Origin of the sequence: Roseomonas sp. HF4 (genome assembly GCF_005222755.1) — a bacterium.
Classification (GTDB): domain Bacteria; phylum Pseudomonadota; class Alphaproteobacteria; order Acetobacterales; family Acetobacteraceae; genus Neoroseomonas.
This window is the reverse complement of sequence record NZ_STGD01000012.1, coordinates 78,861-99,024: the sequence shown is the minus strand read 5'-3', so window position 1 is coordinate 99,024 and position 20,164 is coordinate 78,861. Positions and strand designations below refer to the sequence as shown.

Sequence of the window (20,164 nt, the reverse complement as noted above, 5' to 3'; positions counted from 1 at the left end):
TCCCTTCTTTGTCTCCTGGCGCCAGACATCGGGGAATCGACGCCAGGCGCCAAAAAAGGTTGAGGGCGGTCTGGGGGGGGGGGGAGAAGGGAACTTCTACCCCCACCTTCCCTCCCACCATCACGCCAGCCGCGCCAGCGCCCGCGCCGCGACCGTCACCGCCGCCAGGTCGCGCGCGGCCGCCGCCTCGCGCACCAGCGCCGCCACCTCCGCCGGCTCAGCCATGCCGCCGGCCAGGTGCTGCGCGGCGAGCCGCGCCTGCGCGGCCGAGATCTCCTCGAGCAACGCAGCGCGGGCGCGCGGGCCGAAGGCGCCCGGCGCCGGGGCCGCGGCGACCGCCCCACGCAACGGTTCCAGCGCGAAGGCCTCCTCCACCCTGTGCCAGGCCTCGGCAGCCGCGGCGGCGCCGACACCGGTCGATGCCGCAAGCCGCACCACGGCCGGCGCCGCGGCCAGGCGCGGCGCGGCGGCGGCCAGCACGGCCGGCCCTTCCGGCAGGCCAGCGGCGGGCGTCACCTCCGCCGCCGCCGTCGCGGCCAGCGCCGCAATGCCCGGGCGCAGTTCGGCCAACGCGTCCTCGAGCGGCTGCGCCGGCGCGCCGAGCAGGTCCCGCGCCGCGGCCTCCTGCAACCGGCGCAGCGCCAGCAGCGCGGAGAGCCGCGCCTCCGCCGGCGCATCCGCGGCATCGAGCGCATCGCAGGCCGCCTCCAGGCCGAAGGCCTCGCCGGCCAGCAGCGCCGCGCGGCAGGCGGCGACCGGCCCGGCCTCGGTCGTCAGCCGCGCCAGCGCGGCGCAGCCCAGCCGGTTCGCGACCGTGTTCGCCAGGATGGTCGCGACGAGTTCCCGCCGCAGCCGGTGCCGCGCGATGAAGGGCGCGAAACGCTCCTGGAGCGGCTTCGGGAAATAGGCGCTCAGCACCGGCAGCAGCGCCGGGTCGTCCGGCAGTTCGGACCCCGCCAGCGCGTCGGTCAGCCACAGCTTCGCGAAGGGCAGCAGTGCCGCGATCTCGGGCCGGGTCAGCACCTCGGCCGCGCCGATCCGCCGCGCCATTGCCGCTGCGTCCGGCAGACCGGCCACGGCGCGGTCGAGCAGGCCGACACCCTCCAGCCGCTCCATCAGCGCCGCCTGCGCGGCCAGGTCGTCCGGCCCGCCCATCGTCTCGAGCGTGATGGCGAGCGACTGCTGGTCGTTGTCGCGCAGCACCAGGGCAGCGACCTCGTCGGTCATCTCGCGCAGCAGGTCGTCCCGCGCGCGGCGCGTCAGCACGCCCTCGGCCTCCGCGTCGGCAAGCAGGATCTTGATGTTCACCTCGTGGTCGGAGGTGCTGACGCCGGCCGAGTTGTCGAGCGCGTCGGTGTTCACCCGGACGCCCGCGCGCGCCGCCTCGATCCGCCCGGCCTGCGTGAGGCCGAGGTTGGCACCCTCCCCCACCACGCGGGCCCGGATGTCGCGGCCGTCGATGCGGATCGGGTCGTTGGCGCGGTCGCCGGCCTCGGCCTGGGTCTCGGCGCTGGACTTCACGTAGGTGCCGATGCCGCCGAAATAGAGCAGGTCGGCCTCCATGCGGAGGATGGCGCGCAGGATCTCGGCCGGTTCGGCGCGCGCGGCGGCAATGCCCAGCATCGCCTGCGCCTGCGCGCTCAGCGGCAGGGTCTTGGCGTTGCGCGGCAGGACGGCGCCGCCCTCGCTGATCAGCCGCGCGTCGTAGTCCGCCCAGGAGGACCGCGGCAGGCGGAACAGGCGCTCGCGCTCGGCGTAGGACGTCTCCGGGTCGGGATCGGGGTCGAGGAAGATGTGCCGGTGGTCGAAGGCCGCGCGCAGCCGTGTCTTCCGAGACACCATCAGGCCATTGCCGAAGACGTCGCCCGACATGTCGCCGACGCCCACCATGTCGAAGGGCGCGTCCTGCACGGACCGGCCGAGCACCTCCTGGAAGTGGCGGTCGATCATCACCCAGGCGCCGCGCGCGGTGATGCCCATGCCCTTGTGGTCGTAGCCGGCGGACCCGCCGCTCGCGAAGGCGTCGCCGAGCCAGAAGCCGTATTCGGCCGACAGCCCGTTGGCGATGTCGCTGAAGGTGGCCGTGCCCTTGTCGGCGGCGGCGACGATGTAGGGGTCGTCGCCGTCGCGGCGGACGATGCCGTCCGGCGTGATGACCTCGGTGCCGCGGTAGTTGTCGGCCAGGTCCAGCATGCCGCGCACCAGCGTGCGGTAGCAGGCGATGCCCTCGGCCATGAAGGCCTCGCGGTCGGTCATGGGCGGCGCATGCTTCAGCACGAAGCCGCCCTTGGCGCCGGTCGGCACGATGATGACGTTCTTCAGCACCTGCGCCTTCATCAGGCCGAGGATCTCGGTGCGGAAATCCTCCCGCCGGTCGGACCAGCGGATGCCGCCCCGCGCCACGGGGCCGCCGCGCAGGTGGCAGCCCTCCATGCGCGGCGAATGGACGAAGATCTCCCGCCACGGGCGGGGTGCCGGCATGTCGCCGGCACGCGCGCTTTCAACCTTGAAGGCCAGGTAATCCTTCCCCTGGAAGAAGTTGGTCCTGAGCATCGCGTCGAGCAGCGTCCGCAGCCGGGCCAGGATGCGGTCCTCGTCGGGGTTCTCGACCGCTTCGAGCAGCGCCGCCCAGCGCGGATCCAACGCGGCCTCGTCGCGCGCGGCCGCCGGGTCGAAGCGCGCACGGAAGATCGCGACGAGCAGCGCGGCAGCCTCGGGCTGGGCGGCCAGCGCCGCCTCGACGCTCGCCTGCGCGAAGGGAAAGCCGACCTGCTTCAGCCAGCGGAACATCGCGCGCAGCAGCCAGCATTCCCGCCAGGTCAGGCCCGCGCGCAGCACCAGGCGGTTGAACCCGTCCGCCTCCGCCCGCCCGTCGAGCAGCGCGGAGAGCGCGTCGAGCAGCGGCGCGAAGCGGTCCTCCTGCGCCTCGGCCCCGGCGTCGAGGTGGTAGACGTGGAGCACCACCTCCGGCCCGCCGGCCGGGCTCAGGTGATGCGGCTGTTCCTCGATGGCGCGCAGATCCAGGCTCTCGAACAGCGGCAGCGCATCGGCCAGCGGCAGCGGCCCGCCGGGGCTGGCCAGCCGCAGCGTCAGGCGCCGCGCCCCGTCCCCCGGCGCGCGGGACAGGTCGGCGCGCGGCCGCCCGGCCGCGATCGCGCGCTCGGCGAGCAGGATGTCGGCGACGCCCTGCGGCGCCGTCGCCGCCTCCCGGTACGCGGGGGGAAAGGCATCCCGCCAACGCCCCATCACCTCGGCCGCGCCGGCCTCGCCCCGCGCGGCGGCCAGCGACTCGGCCAGCCTTTCGCCGAAGCCGCGCGCGGCCTGCGCGAGCGCGGCCTCGAGCACCGGGACATCCACCGCGGGCAGGGCGCCCGGCGTGGTCGCGACGATGTAGTGCACGCGCGCCAGCGGCGAGTCGCCCAGCGCGATGTAGAAGGCCGAGAGCCTGCCGCCATAGGCGCGCGCGATCATCTGGCCCGCGCGCTCGCGCAGCCTGGTGTCGAAGGTGTCGCGCGGCAGCCAGGCAATGGCGGAGACGAACCGCTCGAACGGGTCGGGCCGCACGATCAGCGCCGCGCGCGGGCGGATCGTGAGGTCCAGGGCGCGCCGCGCACCCTCCAGCACCGCGGCCTCGGGCGCCTGGAACAATTCGTCGCGCGGCCAGGTGTCGAGGATGTTGCGCAGCGCGCGCCCGTCATGGGCGGTCGCCTCGACGCCGGCCATTTCCAGGATGCGGTCGCATTTGCGCCGCAGCAGCGGGATGGAGCGCGGGTTGCGGTTGTAGGCCGAGGCTGCGAACAGGCCGAGGAAGATTCGCCCGCCCGTCACGCGCCCCTCGGCGTCGAAGATGCGGGTCGCGATCACGTCGGCATGCTGCGGGCGGTGCACCGTGGCGCGCATGTTGGCCTTGGCCACGGTGACCGGGGTGGGCGCCGAGAGCGCCGTGCGCACGGCGACCGGCACGGCGCCGAGGTCCCGCAGCACGTCGAAGACCGGCAGCGCAGGGTCTGCCAGCAGGCCGAGGTTCTCGGCCGGCACCATCGCGAGCCCGTCATCCGGCTGCACCTCGAGCCGGCGATGGCCGAGCAACACGAAATTGTCCTCGGCCAGCCATTGCAGGAAGGCGACGGCCTCCTCCGCATCGGCACCTCCGGGGGCCGCGACCTCCGCAGTCGCCTGGTGCAGCAGCGCGAGCATGCGCGGGAAGGCTTCGGTCGCGGCGCGCACGTCGGCCATGGCGCGGGCAAGCGCCGCCTCCAGCGCGGCCAGCGATTCCTCGTTGCGCGTGGGCATGCCGGACAGCACCGGCCCGGCCGGGCCCAGCACGACGCGCATCATGCTCTCCCGCGCGCCGCCCTCGACGCCCAGCGCCAGCAGATGCCCGGCGGCGTCGCGCGCCACGCGCAGCACGGGATGGAGCAGGGAGGTCACGGCGCGGCCGTGCAGCGCCAGGGCGGCGAGCACGGAATCGACCAGGAAGGGCATGTCGTCGGTGACGATCTCGGCCACCGGGCGGGCGCCGGTGCCCGGCCCCGGCGGCAGGACGCGCACCTTGGCGGCACCCGGCCGGCGATCGGCGGCGAAGGAGAACAGGCTGGCGGCGGCGGCGGCCATCGCGTCGGGCGGCTCGGCGGCCAGTTCGGCAGCCGGCACACCAGCATGGAGCGCGCGCAGCAGGACGGCTGCCCCCTCGGGCAGGCCGGGCGCGAGCCGCGCCAGCGCCTCGGCCCCCGCGCGCAGGATTTCCTCGCGGGCGGTGTCGGGCAGGGTGCGCGCGTCGTCGGCCATCGTATTCTCCGTTTCCTCCGCTGCCGGGAAGGTGCGCCCGCGGCGGTCCCCGCGTCCACCATGGCGCTGACTCCGGGGCGCAAGAAAGGCTACACCGGGGGACATGAAGATGACCCTTCAGGACCTGCTCGCGCCCATCCCGCCCGAACGCTTCATGGCCGAGCACTACGACCGCGCACCGCTGCACATCGAGGGCGGGGCGGACAAGTTCGCGGCCGTGCTCGACTGGGCCGGCATCAACCGCCTGCTCGACATGACGCATGTCTGGACCGAGACGAGCCTGAAGCTCGTGCTCGACAGCGTGCCGGTGCCGCCGGCGCAGTACAGCGTGAAGGCGACGTCGCGCGACGGCGCGCCGGTGCTCCAGCCCGTCGCGGCCAGGGTGCAGGATTGGGTGCGGCGCGGCGCCTCGGTCGTGATGAACGACGTGGACAGCCTGACGCCGGGCCTGGCCGCGGTATCCGACGCGCTGGAAGGGGCCGGCTTCGGCAAGGCGCAGGCGAACGTCTACATCTCCTGGCAGTCGCACAAGGCCTTCCACGCCCATTACGACACCCATGACGTCTGGGCCGTGCAGGTCGAGGGCGAGAAGACCTGGAACGTCTGGGAAGGGCGCGCCGAATGGCCGATCGCACACCCGGTGTTCCGCGGCCAGCCGCAGGACCACCATGAACGCGCCAAGGGCGGGCTGCGCGCCAAGGTCCACCTGAAGAAGGGGGACATCCTCTATCTGCCGCGCGGCTGGTACCACGACGCTCTGGCCGAGGCGCCGAACTCGGTCCATGTCGCCTATGGCGTGCACGCGCCGCTCGGCATGGACCTGATGAACATCCTGACCGAGCGCGCGCTGCACGACCCCGCCTTCCGGCAGCCGCTGCCGCGCCAGGACGGCAGCCCGGCGGCAGCCTACGCCCTGACCCAGCGCGCCGCGCTGCTCGGCCAGAAGCTGCAGGACTTCGCCAGGGACCCGAAGGTGCTCGAGGTGCTGGCCGGCTTCGTGCGCGACTACCGCTTCCAGCGCGGCGGCTACGACCTGCTGACGGCGCGGGACGGCGCGCCGGCCGCCCCAGCGGCCCCCGCCCCGGTGCCGGCCGCGCCGCCCCCCGGCCCCGCCTTCCGTGTGGTGCCCGGCGCGAAGCCCGTCCGCCGGGGCAACGAATTCGGCCTCAAGACGCCGGCCGGGGTGCTCGTGATGACGCTGCCGGAGGTCGAGGCCTCGGCCTGGGTCATGGCGCGGCCGCGCGTGACCGAGGCCGAGCTGCGCGCCGCCTGGCCCACGCTCGATGCCCCCGCCCTCATTGTCCGGCTGCGCGAGGCCGGCGTGCTGGCCGCGTGACCCGCGCGCGCCTCGCGCTTCTGGCGCTGATGGCGGCGACGCCGGCGGCGGCGCAGATCCGGCCCTTCTCCTGCGTCGGCGCGGAACAGGTGCAGGACGACGTCTTCTCCGTTCCCTTCGACCGCGGCAGCGCGCGCGTGACGGAGGCGGCGCGCTCCGCCCTCGCGGCGGCGGAGGAAGCGCTGCGCGCCGACCCCGACCGCGTCGCCTGCCTGCTCGGCCATGCAGGGCAGGAGGGGGGGGCCAGCACCTCCATCCGCCTGGCCGCCGAACGCGCGCGCGCCGTGGCCGCCGCGCTCTCGTCCCGGGGCATCGAGCGCGACCGCCTGCGCGCCGAGGCGCGTAGCGCGCAGTTCAGCCCGCGGGTCCGCGCCGCGGTGCCGCCGTCGCGCACCGTGACCATCGTGGTGCTGCCAGCGCCCTGACGGCGTATTTTCGTCACACTGTGGCTTCGCTGCGCTTGCGCGGTGCAGCATGAACCAAGCATGATCCGGGCCATACGCCCCCCGAAAGGCCTTCGATGCGCCTTGCTTCGCTGGCGATGGCGCTCTGCCTCGCCCTGCCCGTCCATGCCGCCCTGGCACAGGGCACGCCCCCCGTGCGCGAGCGGGAGGCCAGCATCGTCAACCAGTCCGGCCAGACGCTGCGTGAGCTCTACGCCGCGCCCCCGGGTGCCGAGGATTTCGGCCCGGACCTGCTCGGTGCCGACACCGTGCCCGATCGCGGCACCTTCCGCGCGCGCATCCCTGGCGCCGCCTGCGATCTGGAGTTCCGCGCCGTCTACCAGGACGGCACCGAGGAACGACCGCGCCACAACATCTGCCGGAACCGCCGCGTGCAGCTGGGCGACCCCAGCATCCCCATGCGGGAGGCGACGGTCCGCAACGAGACCGACACCGTGCTGATGCAGGTGTTCGCCCTGCCGCCGGGCGCCGAGGGCCGCGGCCCGGACCGGCTGGGCGAGAACGTGGTCGAGCCCGGGCGCGAACTGCGCATCCGCCTCGGCCGCACACGCGACTGCGTCTTCGACGTCACCGCCGTCTTCGAGGACGGGGAGGAGGAGCGGCGCGCCGCGCTCAACCTCTGCCGCGAGCCGCGCATCGTGCTGGGCGACCCGGCGGCGCCGCGGCGCGAAGCGCGGGTGACCAATGCCTCCGACCGCACGATCCGCGAGTTCTACGCCTCCGCCCGCGCGCCGGCGGCCTGGGGGCCGGACCGGCTCGGCGTGGACGTGCTGCCGCCGGGCTCGGGCGTCACGCTGCGGCTGCGCGGCCAGGCCTGCCTCTGGGACATGCGCGCGGTCTACGACGACGACGCCGAGGAGACGAAGCAGGGCATCGACCTCTGCACGGTGCGGGAGGTGGCCTTCGACGGCTCCGGCGCGCCGCGGGCGCCGGAGCGCCGCTTCACGCTGGTCAACCGGCACGGCGCGATGATCCAGGAGGTCTACCTCTCGGCCCCGTCCGAGGAGGATTGGGGGCCCGACCGGCTCGGCGAGGAGGTCCTGCCGCAGGGCGAGCGCCGTGACGTCACGGCCCGGCTGAGGGAATGCGAGGCGGACCTGCGCATCGTCTTCGAGGACCGCCGCGCATCCGAGGAACGCGCGGGGATCAACCTCTGCGAAGCGACGACCATCGTGCTCCGCCCGGGCTGGACGCTGGCTGACCGGCTGGACGAGGGGGAGGCGTCGGACAGCGGGCCGCGCCCGGGCAGCGTGCGGCTGCGCAACGCGGCCGAGGTGCCGGTGGCGGAGCTCTACGCCGATGCGCCGGGCGCGCCGCGCGGGCCGGACCGGCTCGGGCGCACCGTGCTCGGCGCCGGGGAGAGCCTGGATTTCGCGCCGCCCGAGGGCGTCGGGTGTGAGGCCGACCTGATCGCGGTGTTCCGCGACGGGCGGGAGGTGCGGCTGCCCGCGACCGATCTCTGCGCCGGGACGGAGCTCGTGCTGCGATGAGGCGGCTGCTCGCGGTCCTGCTGCTTCTCGCCGCCGCGCCGGCCGGGGCGCAGGGCATCCCGGAGGCGCAGCGCGGCACCTGGGCGGCCGGCGACTGCGCCGCGCCCGGCGCGCTGCTGCACGTGACGGCACGCAGCCTGGCGCGCCTGCCCGCCGAGGGCGGCGCCCGCCTGATCCGCTTCCGTGCGCTGCGCCCGCAGGACGGCTGGGCCATCGGTACCGGCGGCGGCGCCGAGGCGCCGCGCGTCATGTTGCGGGCGGCCGGGGAGGCGCTCGAGACCATCGAGCCCGACGCCAAGATGCGCGACGACCGCCTGCCCGGAGATGCGCCGGTGCTGCGCTGGACGCGCTGCGACGGCCCACCGCCCACCCTGGCGCTGCTGCACGGGGAGGGCCTCGCGTTCCTCGGCGCGCTGGAACGGATCGAGGCAGCCTGCCAGACCGGCACCGCGCCCGACTGCCTGCGCGAGGTGGTGGCGGTGGGCGACGTCTCGGGCGACGGGCTTCTCGGCGTCGCCGAGATCGCGCGGCTGTTGCGCGGCGCCGCCTGGGCGCTTGCGGCGCAGGAGGGCGCTGAGCCCGATACGCTCGCCGCCGCGGCGGGGTTCGGTGGCCTCGCCGCCATCGCCGCGGCGCGGCTGATGGTCGAGGGACTGGACTATGACGGTGACGGGCGGCTCTCGGCGGCCGAGATGGGCCAGGACCGCGCCGCTTTCCCGACCGGCGCGGGGGCGGCGGCGGGCCGGCCGGTCGCACTCGACGCGCTGGCCGACGGGGTGGGGCTGCTGCGCCGCCTGATGGAAGGGCTGGCCGGGCCGTAGCCACCGGGAGCCGCGCCGCGATTTCGCCTCTGGGTTTTATTGTCTTTGTGATATTCTCCCTTAATGCGCGGAATTGCGATCCTGTGCGCCCTGCTCCTCGGCGGCTGCGGCAACACCACCGGGGCCGACGTGCTGCGCGTCATGATCTGGCCGGTGCCCGTGCCGGATAGCTGGTTCGCCGCGCCGGACGGGCGGGAAGGCGAATGGGACCCGGAGCCCCCCGCCGCCCCGGGCGGGGAGGTGACGCTGGCGCTCAGCCTCGGGTCGCGCCAGGGCGTGGCGCGGCTGGTGCAGGAAGAAGGCGAGCGCCGGATGTGGCGCACCGCCGGCGGCGTCGTGGTGGCGACCGAGGGGCCGCGCGTGGTGGCGACCGCCGGGCTGCGCGACGTGCTGGCCGCGACGCGGTTCGAGGGCGGCGCCGACCCGCTGCTGCGCCTGGCCGACCTGGCGGACGGGGAGGAGGTGCGCGCTGCGCGCGTGGTGGACGTGATGCGGTCCGGCAACGACCCCGCGCGGATGCGGTTCGGGCTGCGGCTCGACTGCCGCATCGGCGCGGCGGCCACCGACGCGCCGGACACCCTGCTGGTCGAGGAACGCTGCCGGGGCGCGGCGCGCTTCACCAATCGCTTCTGGGCCGATGCGCGGTCCTACGCCGTGTTCCGGTCCGAGCAATGGGTGGGCGAGGGACTGCCGCCGCTGGTGGTCGAGGTGATGGGCCCGCCGCCGGACGACGTCATCCCGCTGCCCAGGTAAGCCCCGCGCGGCGCGCCCGGCGCGTGACCAGCGCCAGCCAGCCGAGCTGCACCGCCAGCGCCGGCACCACCACCACGGGCTTGGTGCCGACCGGCAGGTGCAGGAAGGCCCAGACCAGGACGCCGTGGAAGCAGACGAAGCCCCAGTGGACCGCGGCGACCGCCCGCACGCCCATGCCGGAGCGCTGCGCCATCTGATAGAGGTGCGTCCGGTGCGCCGCCGCCACGCGTTCCCCGGCGGCCGCGCGGCGGACCAGGGTGAAGGCGGCGTCGAACAGCAGCCCGAACAGCAGCAGCGGCACGATCAGGAAGGACAGCTGCGCCGCGTCGAAGCCCGCCGCCGCCACTGCCAGCACCGCCATCATGAAGCCGAGGAACTGGCTGCCGACATCGCCCATGAAGATGCGCGCCGGGTGGAGGTTGAACGGCAGGAAGCCGGCCAGCCCGGCGGCCAGGAACAGCGCCGCGGCATAGACGAACCAGCCGCCCTGTTCCCCCGCCGCGACGCAGAGGATGGCCGCGGCCAGGAAGACCGAGCCGCCGACCAGCCCGTCCAGCCCGTCCATGAAGTTGATCGCGTTGGTGCAGCCGACGATCCAGAACAGCGTCAGCGGCAGGGCGAGCCAGCCGAGCGGGACCTCCCCCAGCAGCGGCAAAGCGAGGCGTTCTAGCACGAGGCCGCTGCCGATCGCGACCAGCGCGGCCGCCGCCTGCGCCGCGAGCTTCACGGAGAACCGCAGGTCCGAGACATCGTCCCAGAGCGAGACCAGGGCGATCGCGACCGCCGCGCCGATCACGCCCAGGAATTGCGGCGGCGGCAGCCGGGCGAAGTCCGCCCCGGCATAGAGCACGGCCATGCCGGCCACGAAGGCGAGCACCACGCCGACGCCCCCGCCCCGCGGCGTCGGCCTGGCGTGGGAGGAGCGGGCATTGGGGTGGTCCAGGATCGGCCACGCGATCATCAGCCGGACCGCCGCCGCGGAGAGCAGCGCCAGGGCCAGCGCGAAGGCGAGGTGCCTGAGGACGGCGTCGAGCAGCATGGGCGCGCGGCTATGCAACGCGGCGGCGGGGCCGTCCAGCGGGCCGGGTACTTTCCCATGGCGTTTCCGGCGAAACCGCGCCATACACCCCCCCGGCGACGTCCGGCAGCCTGCCGGCGCGCCGACCGCCGCGACCGCGGCGGGCCGACAGAGAGAAAGCCGCGGGACCCGGACCGGACCGCCGCGGCGTTTCCGGCCACATGGGCGGCCTTCCCGTCGCGAGACCCGCGATGGGCCCACCCCATGCCGCCCGAGACGCCGAGCCTACCGGCCCCGAAATCCTGGTTCCGGTGCCCCCCCTGTTTCGCCCCCCGTGTCGCATTCCGGGGCCCATCCGGGCCCCATCAGCCGCGCGGCTGCTCGCATGGGACGGGCAGGCACGGTGTGTGCGGCGCCCGAGGCGCCGCGCCCGAAGGGACGACAGATGTTCGACAAGTACTTCCGCAAGGAAATCAACTGGGGCGGCAAGACCCTGGTCCTCGAGACCGGCAAGATGGCCCGCCAGGCCGACGGCGCCGTGGTGGCGCGGCTCGGCGACACCATCGTGCTCTGCACGGCGGTGGGCAACCGGGGCGTGAAGCCCGGCCAGGACTTCTTCCCGCTGACGGTCAACTACCAGGAGAAGGCCTTCGCGGCCGGCAAGATCCCCGGTGGCTTCTTCAAGCGCGAGGGCCGTCCGTCCGAGTTCGAGACGCTGACCTCGCGCCTGATCGACCGGCCGATCCGCCCGCTGTTCCCGGACGGGTTCCGCAACGAGGTGCAGGTGGTCGCGACCGTGCTGTCGCATGACCTCGAGAACGAGGCCGACATCGTCGCGATGGTCGGCTGCTCGGCGGCGCTGACGCTGTCCGGCATTCCCTTCTTCGGCCCGATCGCCGGCGCACGCGTCGGCTACATCGGCGGCCAGTACGTGCTGAACCCGACCGCCGAGGAGCGGAAGGCCTCCGCGCTCGACCTCGTGCTCGCCGGCACGGCCGAGGGCGTGCTGATGGTGGAATCCGAGGCGAGCGAGCTGACCGAGGACGTCATGCTCGGCGCCGTCGAGTTCGGCCACAAGTCGTTCCAGCCCGTGATCCAGGCGATCATCGAGCTGGCCGAGGTTGCGGCGAAGGAGCCCTGGGCGCTGACCGAGGAGAGCGACGCGACCAAGGCGCTCAAGGCCCGCATCGCGGAGCTGGGCCGCGCCGACATGGCGATCGCCTACACTGAGACCCAGAAGCTGCTCCGCCAGGAGAAGGTTGGCGCGGTGAAGAAGGCCGTGGTCGCGGCGCTGGAAGCCGAGGGCGCGGACGTGACGGCGGCCAAGGGGCTCCTGAAGGAGCTCGAGGCCGACGTCGTGCGCAACAACATCCTCGACACCGGCAAGCGCATCGACGGCCGCGACACGCGCACCGTGCGCCCGATCATGGCGGAAGTGGGCGTGCTGCCCCGCGCGCACGGCTCGGCGCTGTTCACCCGCGGCGAGACGCAGGCGCTCTGCGTCGCAACCCTCGGCACCGGGCAGGACGAGCAGATCATCGACGCCCTCGCGGGCGAGTACCGCGAGGACTTCATGCTGCACTACAACTTCCCCCCGTACTCGGTGAACGAGACAGGCCGCATGGGCTCGCCGGGCCGGCGTGAAGTGGGCCACGGCAAGCTCGCCTGGCGCGCCATCCACCCGCTGCTGCCGGAGAAGGAGAAGTTCCCCTACACCATCCGCGTGGTGTCGGAGATCACGGAGAGCAACGGCTCGTCCTCGATGGCCACCGTCTGCGGCACCTCGCTGTCGATGATGGATGCGGGCGTGCCGCTGAAGCGCCCCTGCGCGGGCATCGCGATGGGCCTGATCAAGGAAGACCGCGGCTTCGCCGTGCTGTCCGACATCCTGGGCGACGAGGACCACCTCGGCGACATGGACTTCAAGGTGGCCGGCACGGATGTGGGCATCACGAGCCTGCAGATGGACATCAAGATCACGTCCATCACCTTCGAGATCATGAAGATCGCGCTGGACCAGGCGAAGGACGGCCGCCTGCACATCCTGGGCGAGATGTCGAAGGGCCTGACCGGCCATCGCGGCGACGTGGCGGCGACCGCGCCCCGCATCACCGTGATCAACGTGCCCAAGGACAAGATCCGCGACGTGATCGGCTCCGGCGGCAAGGTGATCCGCGAAATCACCGAGCAGACCGGCACCAAGGTCGACATCGAGGATGACGGCACGATCAAGGTGGCGGCGACCTCCATCGAGGCCGCGCAGCGCGCCATCGACTGGATCCGCGGCATCGTGGCCGAGCCGGAAGTGGGCGTGATCTACAACGGCCGCGTCGTGAAGACCGCCGAGTTCGGCGCCTTCGTGAACTTCCTCGGCGCCAAGGACGGGCTCGTGCACATCAGCGAGCTCGCGCAGGAACGGGTGAACAAGACCACCGACATCGTCAAGGAAGGCGACCAGGTGAAGGTCAAGGTCCTGGGCTTCGACGACCGCGGCAAGGTGAAGCTGTCGATGCGCGTGGTCGACCAGGCGACGGGCGCCGACATCACCGAGCAGGTCGGCGCGCGCCGCCCGCGGGACGATGGCGACCGCCCCGACCGTGGCGGCGAGCGCCGCGACCGCGGCCCGCGCCGCGACCGCGGCGGCGAAGCCGCCGACTGACGACAAGAACACGACAATCGGCTCGGCCGGGACCCTGCACAGCAGGCCCGGCCGATGCCATATTCCCGTCATGAAGTTCCCTGGGAGCGCCGGTTCTTGAAGGCCATCAATGCGATCCGCATGGGCGGTGTGGATGTCCTGCCGCTGGTGGAAGGCGGCAAGGGCGTCGCGATCTCCAACGGTTCATCCTGCGGGGCCTGGGCGGCCTCGGGCGGCGTCGGCACGTTCTCCGCGGTCAATGCCGACAGCTACGACGCGGACGGACGGCCGATCCCGCAGGTCTACCACGGCAAGACCCGGCGCGACCGGCACGAGGAACTCGTGCGCTACGCGATCGACGGCGCCGTCACGCAGGCGAAGCGCGCCTGGGACATGGCCGGCGGCAAGGGCCGCATCCACGCCAATATCCTGTGGGAGATGGGCGGCGCCGAGCGCGTGGCGCGCGGCATGCTGGACGGCGCGAAGGGCCTGATCCACGGCATCACCTGCGGCGCGGGCATGCCGTACCGGCTGGCCGACATCGCGCGCGACTACGGCATCCACTACTACCCGATCGTCTCCTCCGGCCGCGCTTTCAGCGCGCTCTGGAAGCGCGCCTACCACAAGACGCGCGAATGGCTGGGCGGCGTGGTCTACGAGGACCCCTGGCTCGCCGGCGGCCACAACGGCCTGTCGAATTCCGAGGACCCGAAGAAGCCCGAGGCCCCCTACGCGCGCGTGCTGAAGCTGCGTGAGCAGATGCGCGCCTTTGGCCTCGACGACACGCCCATCATCATGGCCGGCGGCGTCTGGTGGCTGGAGGAATGGGCCGACTGGATCGGCAACCCCGAACTCGGCCCGATCGCGTTCCAATTCGGCACCCGCCCACTGGTCACGCAGGAAAGCCCGATCTCGGACGCCTGGAAGCAGCGGCTCCTGACGCTCAAGGCCGGCGACGTGCTGCTGCAGCCCTTCTCGCCGACCGGCTTCTATTCCTCGGCCGTGCGCAACGACTTCCTGCGCGAGCTCGAAGACCGCAACGAGCGCCAGGTCGCCTACACCAGCGAGCCGATCGGCGAACACCTGTCCGAATACGGCGTGGGCCCTCGCAAGCGCCCGGTCTGGGTCGCGCCGCATGACCTCGCGCGCATCAACCAGTGGGAGGCCGAGGGCTTCACCGAGGCGATGCGCACGCCGGACAACACGCTGATTTTCGTGACGCCCGACAAGGCGCGGGAGATCGTGAAGGACCAGGTGGACTGCATGGGCTGCCTGTCCCATTGCCGCTTCAGCAACTGGGCGCAGACCGAGCCGGACTACTCGACCGGCCGCAAGGCGGACCCGCGGTCCTTCTGCATCCAGAAGACGCTGCAGGACGTGGCGCATGACGGCAGCATGGACAACAACCTCATGTTCGCCGGGCACAACGCCTACCGCTTCGGGTCGGACCCTTTTTACTCGAACGGCTTCGTGCCGAGCGTGAAGCAGCTGGTCGAGCGGATCATGACCGGGCGCTGAGCCGTCGAGAGCCGGCCCCGTCCACGCGTCATGGGCCGCAGGAAGTAAGGCTGTATCGTGCTGCTGTCAGGGGCCTTGGTCATTCTCGCGGCCGCGATATGCCTCGGCTACGGCCTCCTGTGCGTGCGGATGGCGGAGCGGGTCCGCCCGGGGCTGTCTCGCGCTGTCACGGTTGGCGATGTCGGTCTCCTTGGGTACGTCGCCCTTGGCCTGCTGGCCACGGTCCTGAACCTCTTCGTGCCGCTGTCCGGCCCGGTGGCGGCGGTGTGTTGCCTCGTGGGGCTCGGATTGCTTGTCCTGGGCCGACACCATCTGACCCAACAGGCGAAAAACTTCGGTTGGAGTGCATTCGCCACCGTCCTGGCCCTTGTTGCCCTCTGCCTGTACTTGGGCACCCTCATACCGGGCTCGACGGCCAGCCACTACGATACCGGTCTCTACCACCTGCAGGCCATCCGTCAGATCATCGAATATCCATTGATCCTCGGCGCTGCCAATATCCACATGAGATTCGGCTATAATTCACAATTGTTTCAGACTAGCGCAATTCTTACCGGCGGTGTCTCCAGCCTCGCGGGGGCAATCACGACCAATGCCCTTCTTATCGCATTTGTGGCACTTGCTGTGTTGACGCGAGCGGCCCATTGGAAGGATGCGTTGTTCGCCCGCCCGGCGATTTTTGGCATTCTATTCGTCGTACTCGCTGTGTTTACGCCCATACTGTCACTGCGGAGCTGGGCCGGCACTCCGAACACCGATATCCCCAGCGGGATGATGGTGCTCTACAGCTTCTATCTCGCAATCCTACTTTCCGATGTGGCAGTGCAGGACGGTCGAAGTGATGAGGTCGCGGGGACCGCGGCGCTGCTGATGGCAGTCCTCGCTCTCGCGGTCACGCTGAAGCTTTCCGCAGCACCAGTCGTCCTGCTGGCTGCGCTGGTAATGCTGAAGTGGCGGCGAGGGCAGATCGCCCTGCGTGACGTCGCGCTGAGCGGAGCCGGCGCCCTGGCGATCGGGCTGCCATGGCTGGCGCGCGGCATAGCGACCTCGGGGTGCATCGCGTATCCACAGCCATCCTCCTGCCTGCCGGTGCCATGGAGGGTCGCTCATGCAGTCGCGCAGTCCGACCTCGATTGGATGCGGGCCTGGGCCCGCAAGCCGGAGACGTCGCCAGAGATCGTTCTCGCGGACTGGTCGTGGTTCCCCGGATGGCTTGCGAGCCTGCATCAGGAACCAGCGTGGCCGGTCTTCGTCATCCTGGCCGGCGCGGCGGCGGCTTGCATCTTGGCGCGGCTGCTTCTGCGCGGCCTCGTGACGGCGGGCGAGGGACCGACGCCTCAGCGCGCTGTCGATTTGGTGATCCTGCTCGGCGTGGCCTTTGTCGGAGTCGGCTTCTGGTTCCTTTCGGCCCCGCTGGTCAGGTACGGCCAGACGTGGCTCGTCCTGCCGCTTCTACTGCTGATCGCGCATTTCGCGCCGATCGGCATCCGTCACGCGGGAAACCAGATAACGGAATGGCGCGCGCTCGAGATGCTGCAGGGACGCAGCTTCAGCCGCGCCGTGGCGCTGGGTCTCGCCTTGCTTGTCTTTGCCAGCCTGGTACGGAAGCCGGCCAATCTGCTGGTGGCAACAGATATCGTTCAGCATCAGCAGGTGGAGGTGCGGTCGCAGGGCGTGCATGCGGGCATCCCCATCCTGGTGCCGGCGCGCGGCAACCAGTGCTGGGATGCGCCACGCATCTGCACGCCACATCTGAAGGAAGGCTTGATCTTCACACCGTTCCTGTGGACTTGGATGATACGCGACCCGTCATGAGGATCGCAGACGCATGACGCCCGACGATCCTGCCAAGGATCAGCCGCGAATAGCGGTGCTGATTCCTTGCTACAATGAAGAAGTCGCAATCCCGCGGGTCGTCGCGGCGTTCCACGCTGCGCTGCCGCGGGCGACAATCTACGTCTACGACAACAACTCGCACGACAGGACGCGGCAGGTCGCGGCCGCGGCCGGCGCCGTGGTCCGTGACGAAACCCTGCAGGGCAAGGGCAACGTCATCCGTCGTATGTTCGCCGACATCGAGGCGGATGCCTACGTCCTGGTCGACGGCGACGACACCTACGACGCCGCGGCCGCGCCGGGAATGGTCGCCCTGCTGCTGGCGCAGCGCCTCGACATGGTGACCGGCCTGCGCGTTACCGAGTCAGACGTGGGCGCCGCCTATCGTCCCGGACACCGCTTCGGCAACGCCGTGCTGACCGGCATGGTCCGCTTGATCTTCGGCAAGCGCATCGGGGACATGCTTTCGGGCTACCGAGTCTTCTCCCGCCGCTTCGTGAAGTCCTTCCCGGCGCTTGCCTCAGGTTTCGAGACGGAGACGGAATTCACCGTCCACGCCCTCGAACTCCGCCTGCCGGTCGGCGAGGTTTCGACGTCCTACCGTGAGCGCCCCGCCGGTTCCGTGAGCAAGCTCGATACTTGGCGTGATGGTTTCCGTATTCTGTGCACCATCGGCCTGCTCGTGCAGAGGGAGAAGCCGCTCGCCTTCTTCTCGGCGATCAGTGTGGTCATGCTTACTGCCGCGGTCGGCCTCGCGCTGCCTTTGGTCCCCACCTATCTCGAAACCGGCCTTGTTCCGCGGTTCCCGACTGCAATCCTTGCTACAGGCCTCGGCATCCTTGCCAGCCTATCCTTCACATGTGGCCTGATCCTGGACACCGTCACCCGTGGCAGGCAGGAAGCCAAGCGCATGGCCTATCTCGCACTACCGGCCTGGGACCCGCCTATCGAGACGGCGGGCCGGGCCCTCGGCGCTTCCGACGTGCGTGCAAAGCCGGGATGATCGGCGCCAGCCGTCCATGTCGCGTCACGCGAGATCGCCGATCTGACACGGCTTTGTCCGCAAGACCAACGGGCCCTGCTGTCAAGCGGATCTTGACCGGGCGCTGAGCGCCCGGCACGCGCTACACCGGCACGAGGCAGGTCAGCCGTGGCGGGTTCTGCTCCGACAGGAAGATCCGCCCGTCCGGCGCCGCCCAGATGCCGTGCGCGCCGTTCAGCACCGGCCGGCAGCGCCCCCGGATCGCGCCATCGGAGCCGAGCAGCGAGAGTTGCGGCACCTGGTCCGTCACATAGAGCCCGCCGCCGGGCGCACCATGCACGCTCATCGGCTTGTGGTTGCCGCGCCAGTCGGCGAGCCATTCGCCCCCGGCCGTGAAGACCTGCACGCGGTTGTTCTCGCGGTCCGCCACCGTGACGCGCCCGTCGGGCAGTACCCAGACGGAATGCGGCGTGGTGAATTCCCCGGGACCGCTGCCTTCCCGGCCCCAGCGGCCGAGCGGCGTGCCTGCCGCGCTGAACCGGTGCACGACCGACGCCGCGTAGCCGTCCGCCACGTAGATCGACCCATCCGGGCCGAAGGCGACGTCGCAGGGGGCGTTGAACGGCTCGCCCGGGCGGTTGCGCGTGCCGAGGCCGCCGAGGCGCCTGCCCTCGGCGCTGAACACCACGATCTCCTGCGCGTCGCGGTCCACCACGAAGACGCGGCCATCCGGATGGACGGACAGCATGTGCCCGTCGGCGACCTCGGCGCCGCCCCAGGCGGCAAGGCGCTGCCCGTCCGGCGCCAGCACGATCACGGCGGGCGCCTCGGCGTCGGTCAGCGGGTCCTGGCGCAGCAGGGCGTACACGCGACCTTCCGCGTCGCAGGCGACATCGCTCGGCACGCCGGCGCCCGCCGGCAGGTCGCCCCAGGGGCGCTGAACGCGGTACAGCGTCTCGCCGAGGCGAACGAAGAGGTCGTGGCGTGGCATGGGCGGTCCTCCGGCGGGTGCCGCCAGCGTTGCGCCGCGGGCCGATGGGCGCAAGGCCGCGCCGGCACGGAAGCGCCGCCTGTGGTATGTGGTTCCAGACCTGGACCTGATGCGGAGGCTCATCGTGCTGCATTCCTCTCCCGCGACCCGGCTTGCGGTGCTCCTGTCCTGTATCGGGCTCCTTGCCGCCTGCGAGCAGGCCACGAGCGCCGCCGGCGCCGCTGCCGGTCGCGCCGCGGCAGGCGCGGCCTCGGGCGCCGTGGCCGGGCCGGCCGGGCAGGTGGCGGGCCAGGCGGCGGGGGCCGCGGCCACGCCGGCCGCGCAGCAACTCGCGGCGCTCGGCGCCTCGGCCGCCCAGGGCGCCTGGGACCAGGTCGCGAACGCGACCATCGCGGCCTGCAACGGCGCCGCCGACAAGCCCTGCGCCGAATCCCACGCGCTGCGCGCCCGCGCCTGCCGGCGCCAGGCCGCCGCCGCGCCGCAGGACCAGAAGGCCCGATACCGGGACTGCGCCGTCGCATCCGGGCAGGCGGCGCTGGCCGCGGGCGGTGCGAACACCCAGGCGGAACGCAACGCCTGGCGCGAGGACCTGCTGGCCGCGCTCTATGACCGCCGCGCCGTCACGCCGCGCGCCGGCATCTGCCCGGACAACGACCTGATGCGCGCCGAGGCCGATACGCTGCTGCGCGACGCCCCCGGCAATGTCAGCGCCCGCTTCCACGGCGCCAGCGCGCGCATGCTCGGCGTCTCTGTCTCCTGCGGTGCCGACGACCAGCGCTGCCCGGACCTCGCGCAGGCCGCGCGGCTTCTGACGCCGCCGCAAGCCGAGGCGCGCTGGCAGCAGACCCTCGAAGGCGTGCGGACGCTGCAGCGCGTGGTGGTGGGCTGCCCGGAATCATGATGCCGGCCAGCCGGCTCAGCCGGATGCGGCGCCCGACGGCAATTCACGCCCAGCGGACGAAGTTCCGACCTGCGGGCCGAGTGCCCGAGCCGGCGTCACAGCCTGCGCCGCGAAGCCAAGCCGCGCGGGTGCGCGGCGCCCGGCGTCTGAGGGGGACGAAGGCGAAACCTGCCCCCGGTCGGCATCATGTCCGCCGGCTGGAGGCATCCGATCGGATGGAATCGCTGCGCGGCTCCATCCGATCGGGCATAAGCTCCTCTAGAATATATATTTTTTGGAGCAAGAAATCCGATCAGATGATTCCATCTGATTGGATATTGCTCTAGCCGATCAGGACCGTCGGGTACCCCACGACGATGGTGCCGCCATGGGCGGTGAGGTCGCCGAGCCGTGCCGCCGGCATGTTGCAGATCAGCACCTTCGTGCTGCCCTTGGCGATGGTGTCGGGCGGGCCGGCGCAGACGCACATGTCGGTGGCCCGCGCCGCCGGCATGCCGCCGATCAGCACGGTGACCGCGCCGGGTGGCAGGATCGGCCCGCCGACATGGGGCACGGGGCCCGTGAACATAGGGCAGACATGCATGTCCGCCACGCGCGCGGCCGGCATCATGGCGCAGCTCCTGCGGTC

At 72.1% G+C, this 20,164-nt stretch carries 14 protein-coding genes; 10 read left to right on the top strand and 4 right to left on the bottom strand.

Annotated elements, in window-relative coordinates:
* Window positions 1–120: 120 nt before the first annotated feature.
* Complete coding sequence (locus E8M80_RS17975) at window positions 121–4,788, bottom strand: NAD-glutamate dehydrogenase domain-containing protein (protein WP_137127094.1); 4,668 nt, start codon at window positions 4,786–4,788, stop codon at window positions 121–123.
* A 103-nt stretch (window positions 4,789–4,891) separates the two neighbouring features.
* Between E8M80_RS17975 and E8M80_RS17970 the strand changes: the two genes are divergently transcribed.
* From E8M80_RS17970 to E8M80_RS17950, 5 genes are all read left to right on the top strand, one after another.
* On the top strand, window positions 4,892–6,124 hold the full coding sequence (locus tag E8M80_RS17970; protein WP_137127093.1) for a cupin domain-containing protein: 1,233 nt from the start codon (window positions 4,892–4,894) through the stop codon (window positions 6,122–6,124).
* A complete protein-coding gene (locus tag E8M80_RS17965; protein ID WP_206035657.1) occupies window positions 6,121–6,549 on the top strand; it encodes an OmpA family protein in 429 nt (142 codons plus the stop codon). Before E8M80_RS17970 ends, E8M80_RS17965 begins: the two co-directional genes overlap by 4 nt.
* A gap of 95 nt (window positions 6,550–6,644) precedes the next feature.
* Window positions 6,645–8,078, top strand: a complete 1,434-nt coding sequence (locus E8M80_RS17960; RefSeq protein WP_137127092.1) for a hypothetical protein — start codon at window positions 6,645–6,647, stop codon at window positions 8,076–8,078.
* Window positions 8,075–8,899 carry a hypothetical protein gene (locus E8M80_RS17955; protein ID WP_137127091.1) on the top strand — a complete coding sequence of 275 codons (825 nt, stop codon included), beginning with the start codon at window positions 8,075–8,077 and terminating at the stop codon, window positions 8,897–8,899. The genes E8M80_RS17960 and E8M80_RS17955 overlap by 4 nt, the downstream gene beginning before the upstream one ends.
* Window positions 8,900–8,962: 63 nt before the next feature.
* Window positions 8,963–9,652 carry a YjbF family lipoprotein gene (locus E8M80_RS17950; RefSeq protein WP_137127090.1) on the top strand — a complete coding sequence of 230 codons (690 nt, stop codon included), beginning with the start codon at window positions 8,963–8,965 and terminating at the stop codon, window positions 9,650–9,652.
* Here E8M80_RS17950 and E8M80_RS26965 read toward each other — a convergent pair.
* Entirely contained in the window at window positions 9,633–10,691 is a 1,059-nt protein-coding gene (locus E8M80_RS26965) for a glycosyltransferase family 4 protein (protein WP_137127089.1), read from the bottom strand. The genes E8M80_RS17950 and E8M80_RS26965 overlap by 20 nt on opposite strands.
* 424 nt (window positions 10,692–11,115) lie before the next feature.
* Between E8M80_RS26965 and pnp the strand changes: the two genes are divergently transcribed.
* From pnp to E8M80_RS17925, 4 genes are all read left to right on the top strand, one after another.
* On the top strand, window positions 11,116–13,329 hold the full coding sequence (gene pnp, locus E8M80_RS17940; protein WP_137127088.1) for a polyribonucleotide nucleotidyltransferase: 2,214 nt from the start codon (window positions 11,116–11,118) through the stop codon (window positions 13,327–13,329).
* A gap of 96 nt (window positions 13,330–13,425) precedes the next feature.
* Entirely contained in the window at window positions 13,426–14,826 is a 1,401-nt protein-coding gene (locus E8M80_RS17935; RefSeq protein WP_137127087.1) for a nitronate monooxygenase family protein, read from the top strand.
* A 57-nt stretch (window positions 14,827–14,883) separates the two neighbouring features.
* Complete coding sequence (locus E8M80_RS17930; RefSeq protein WP_137127086.1) at window positions 14,884–16,641, top strand: LIC_10190 family membrane protein; 1,758 nt, start codon at window positions 14,884–14,886, stop codon at window positions 16,639–16,641.
* Window positions 16,642–16,654: 13 nt separating this feature from the next.
* Window positions 16,655–17,665: a glycosyltransferase family 2 protein gene (locus E8M80_RS17925; RefSeq protein WP_137127085.1), complete on the top strand. Its 1,011-nt coding sequence runs from the start codon at window positions 16,655–16,657 to the stop codon at window positions 17,663–17,665.
* Window positions 17,666–17,786: 121 nt separating this feature from the next.
* On the opposite strand, the gene E8M80_RS17920 is transcribed toward E8M80_RS17925, so the two are convergent.
* Window positions 17,787–18,635 carry a peptidase gene (locus E8M80_RS17920; RefSeq protein ID WP_137127084.1) on the bottom strand — a complete coding sequence of 283 codons (849 nt, stop codon included), beginning with the start codon at window positions 18,633–18,635 and terminating at the stop codon, window positions 17,787–17,789.
* Between the two features lie 109 nt (window positions 18,636–18,744).
* Here E8M80_RS17920 and E8M80_RS17915 point away from each other — a divergent pair, with 109 nt between their 5' ends.
* Complete coding sequence (locus E8M80_RS17915; RefSeq protein ID WP_137127083.1) at window positions 18,745–19,536, top strand: hypothetical protein; 792 nt, start codon at window positions 18,745–18,747, stop codon at window positions 19,534–19,536.
* A gap of 322 nt (window positions 19,537–19,858) precedes the next feature.
* On the opposite strand, the gene E8M80_RS17910 is transcribed toward E8M80_RS17915, so the two are convergent.
* Window positions 19,859–20,146, bottom strand: a complete 288-nt coding sequence (locus E8M80_RS17910) for a PAAR domain-containing protein (RefSeq protein WP_137127082.1) — start codon at window positions 20,144–20,146, stop codon at window positions 19,859–19,861.
* Window positions 20,147–20,164 lie beyond the last annotated feature (18 nt).

Coding starts and splice junctions, on each gene's coding strand:
- E8M80_RS17975 (WP_137127094.1), bottom strand. CDS start 4,788: ATGGCCGACGACGCGCGCACCCTGCCCGACACCGCCCGCGAGGAAATC.
- E8M80_RS17970 (WP_137127093.1), top strand. CDS start 4,892: ATGAAGATGACCCTTCAGGACCTGCTCGCGCCCATCCCGCCCGAACGC.
- E8M80_RS17960 (WP_137127092.1), top strand. CDS start 6,645: ATGCGCCTTGCTTCGCTGGCGATGGCGCTCTGCCTCGCCCTGCCCGTC.
- E8M80_RS17955 (WP_137127091.1), top strand. CDS start 8,075: ATGAGGCGGCTGCTCGCGGTCCTGCTGCTTCTCGCCGCCGCGCCGGCC.
- E8M80_RS17950 (WP_137127090.1), top strand. CDS start 8,963: ATGCGCGGAATTGCGATCCTGTGCGCCCTGCTCCTCGGCGGCTGCGGC.
- E8M80_RS26965 (WP_137127089.1), bottom strand. CDS start 10,691: ATGCTGCTCGACGCCGTCCTCAGGCACCTCGCCTTCGCGCTGGCCCTG.
- pnp (WP_137127088.1), top strand. CDS start 11,116: ATGTTCGACAAGTACTTCCGCAAGGAAATCAACTGGGGCGGCAAGACC.
- E8M80_RS17925 (WP_137127085.1), top strand. CDS start 16,655: ATGACGCCCGACGATCCTGCCAAGGATCAGCCGCGAATAGCGGTGCTG.
- E8M80_RS17920 (WP_137127084.1), bottom strand. CDS start 18,635: ATGCCACGCCACGACCTCTTCGTTCGCCTCGGCGAGACGCTGTACCGC.
- E8M80_RS17915 (WP_137127083.1), top strand. CDS start 18,745: ATGCGGAGGCTCATCGTGCTGCATTCCTCTCCCGCGACCCGGCTTGCG.
- E8M80_RS17910 (WP_137127082.1), bottom strand. CDS start 20,146: ATGATGCCGGCCGCGCGCGTGGCGGACATGCATGTCTGCCCTATGTTC.